A 2,999-nucleotide genomic window follows, 5' to 3' on the forward strand; every position below is an offset into this window, starting at 1 on the left:
CTCATGATGAACCCTGTTCCATGGCTCCAGATGACAAACATGATCTCATATCAGGGACTTGTTCGCACCTTCCCTAAGTAGATTCTCATATACAGGACCTTAAGAAAACACTTCATTTGAAATTCCTTCTAAGGTCCTGTTCTGTATCGATTTTCGCTGCTTGGTTCGACGGGCATTTTTCGCCAAGTAAACGGCAGCCCATTCCAGACGCTCTCTTATTTCCACCAACACCCGATGAGCCACCGCTTCCAATAACGGGAACCACCAGGTTCCGCTATTTTTCGCCGCTTTCAGTGTGGATAAACCGTCCCCCATCAGCGTCTGAGCTACCCGTCTTTTCATCACCAGCGACAACAGGCTGGCCCACACCAGCCCCTCGGCAATGGCTTTCTGACCTGTCACAAAGCCCTTGAGCCGGTTGTGCGACTTCCACTCCTTAAACAGCAGCTCCACCTGCCAACGACAGCGGTACAGGCTCATCACCCGCTCTGCTGGCCATGCCTCTCGTGGCAGATTGGTCATCCAGATACAGAACCGTTTCTCCTCGGCAAACCAGCGTCGGATCAGCCGATACTCGAACTTGCCCGATTTCACCACCATATCCAGTACCTCTGCCCGACAGTGCCGCCGTCCAGCATCCTTGAGTGACAGGCCCGCCAGCTTCGGCACTTCCCGTTCGTCACCGCGCCATGCCCGGATAATCTTCGGGTTCAGGCTCTTACTACCCCTGACCAGATAGAAACCGCCCGCCTCGTTTAGTTTCGCAAAGTAGGCCATATCGATGTAACCCGCGTCCGCCAACAGCAGGCTGTTATTGAGCCGCTCGGGCTCAGGCAGGAACTGGCGCTCTGACGCCGTATCGGCAGAGACCTGCATGCAAACTGGACTTTGCTCCAATAGAGACATGAGCATATGACACTCGATTGCCGCCGGGCTAATGGTCTTGAACCTTCCCGGAAACACTTCGGCCAGGCTTTTGTGGACGGCAAAGGAAGTACCATCCTGCAACAACACCTGTTTGAATGCGCCAAGGGATGCAGTCTTCATCTGTTGGCCGATACGCAAGGCGATAGCCCGTTCAACCAGCGCCTTCATGAACAGGGCGAACGACGCTTTGCGCAACTGGTTGTGAAAGGGCTTGTAGGAAACCTGATGGGCATCAACCAGTTGCAAGGCATTGAAATGATGGTGCAATCCAGCGATACCATCGACCTGGTCGCAGCCAAGTGCCCGCAAGAGTGCAGTCACCAGCATGGCAGGCGTAATGGCTCGTTTGCGCAAGCAAAATTGGCAGTCACGGGCAATGCGGTCGAGTTCGGCAGGAGAGAGAAGTTGCTCAAGATAGTGGTTGGCATCGATAATGGTCATGGCTTCGTGCGTGGCGGTTTTGTTTGGCGATAAAATCAGATCACAATCGAAGCCATTTTTATATCTATTTCAATTGGTTGCTGCTAAAGATCCTGTACATGAGTAGATTCTTATCTACATAATTGTTGAATGGTTTTTAGAGGCGCGCAGGCCTCTGATAATGAGCATAGTCGTTGAAAAAAGGAAATGTTAAAAAGAGTAAAATTTGCGGTAATGTTGACGATTTTGCTGGGTTTTCAGTTGAATTGTCTGAGGTCGACTGAGTCTGTGATATTTTTCAATATATTAATTGGCATCTTAATAATGTTAATCGCCGTGTGCTACGTTTAATTATACCCATCATACTTCGAATCGAGATTTCTTCCTCAGCGCCATTGTCTGCGCTGTCAGGGCTGACGCATCAGTGTTTATACTTTGAACAACCCCATACATTCGAACAAATATTGTTCATTCAGACAGCAGAGCCTGCGCTTGTTGGCCATGCTTAGATTACGTGATTTGTTTTGCTTCAGCATGTTCAGTATCCACTGCCTGATGACCGCTAAGTTTTCCCCAGCGAAGCCCGCTCTGGCCTGAAGTTGATCCTCTCCGAACGCAATATCTAAAGTCCAGTGCAGCAGATTTTCTACCGACCAGTGCGCTCGGGTTGCCTTCAGCGCTGAGGTGGCATCCAACGCTCGGCTACTTATATAAAATCTCACGAAATCATAGCCTTTGCCATTTTCAATTCGCTCAGCCTGCACGGCTATGATCGTCTTCGCTTTCCACTGCTGGCAAACTGGCATGCTTTCATCAACCATCAGAACCCAACAACGTCGATGCTCTTTTCGCCCATGTTCTGAGTCAAATTGTTCAGTAAAGCCGTGCCCCGAAACATCGGTTTCATTCTTATCCCAATACGCTTGGAACTGTTCTTTTACTTCAGTATTGAGGCTAGGTTGGTTGTCTTTCACTGCAAGCAGGTAATCACCCGACTTTTTGAGGATGGTGTCGGCGATTTTTACCTGTGTACCCATCGCATCAATACTGACTAAACACCCTTTTAATTCAAGAAGTTGGGGTAGCTCAGGTATTGCCGTGATCTCGTTAGATTTGTCAGCGACTTTTTGCTGGCCAACACACATCCCCAGCTCAGTTGACCAGACATTGACCATATGAACAGCGTTGGCACCTCGCCCTTTAGCGGTAGCACGAAGAGCTTTACCATCAACCGCTAGTTGGCCAACCAGCTTATCATCGCCCATGATGTCGCCGATCCACGCTTGAAAAATGGATTTCAGACTGGCGGGAGGCAGAGTGGCAAAAATGCGGTTGAATGTGTCGTGTGATGGAATGCCGCCAGGCAAGCTCAACCAGCGCCGGAACCATGGCTCTCGCTCTTGAGCAAACAAGGTAATCTCGCTCCAAGTATCAAAACCGCACATCATGGCGCAGATGGCCATGAAAACAACCTCTGACAAGATATGCGAGCACTTGGCCTGATTGCGTGGGTCTGGAATTGATTCAAGGTAGTCGAGCAAAGACTTCTGGGCCATAAAAATAAACAGTTAGTTAAGCGGGAATTCAGATAATAAGTGCGACACTCATGGATGAATGGCGAGAGGTGGCCAACTGCTGATTGGTGGTACCCT

The 2,999-nt window shown here is 49.6% G+C and carries 2 protein-coding genes; both read right to left on the reverse strand.

All coding sequences use genetic code 11. The features are described 5' to 3' along the window. Nucleotides 1–99: 99 nt before the first annotated feature. Complete coding sequence (locus V6E55_RS25185; RefSeq protein WP_041206016.1) at nucleotides 100–1,368, reverse strand: IS4-like element ISAeme4 family transposase; 1,269 nt, start codon at nucleotides 1,366–1,368, stop codon at nucleotides 100–102. Nucleotides 1,369–1,775: 407 nt separating this feature from the next. Then, nucleotides 1,776–2,903 carry an ISAs1-like element ISKpn9 family transposase gene (locus tag V6E55_RS25190; protein WP_316944106.1) on the reverse strand — a complete coding sequence of 376 codons (1,128 nt, stop codon included), beginning with the start codon at nucleotides 2,901–2,903 and terminating at the stop codon, nucleotides 1,776–1,778. Nucleotides 2,904–2,999 lie beyond the last annotated feature (96 nt).

The sequence above is a fragment of the Enterobacter sp. 342 genome (assembly GCF_036663495.1).
In the GTDB taxonomy this organism is placed as follows: Bacteria; Pseudomonadota; Gammaproteobacteria; order Enterobacterales; family Enterobacteriaceae; genus Enterobacter.

Bases quoted from the DNA above. Each gene is read 5' to 3' on its own strand.
- V6E55_RS25185 (WP_041206016.1), bottom strand. From the start codon at position 1,368: ATGACCATTATCGATGCCAACCACTATCTTGAGCAACTTCTCTCTCCT.
- V6E55_RS25190 (WP_316944106.1), bottom strand. From the start codon at position 2,903: ATGGCCCAGAAGTCTTTGCTCGACTACCTTGAATCAATTCCAGACCCA.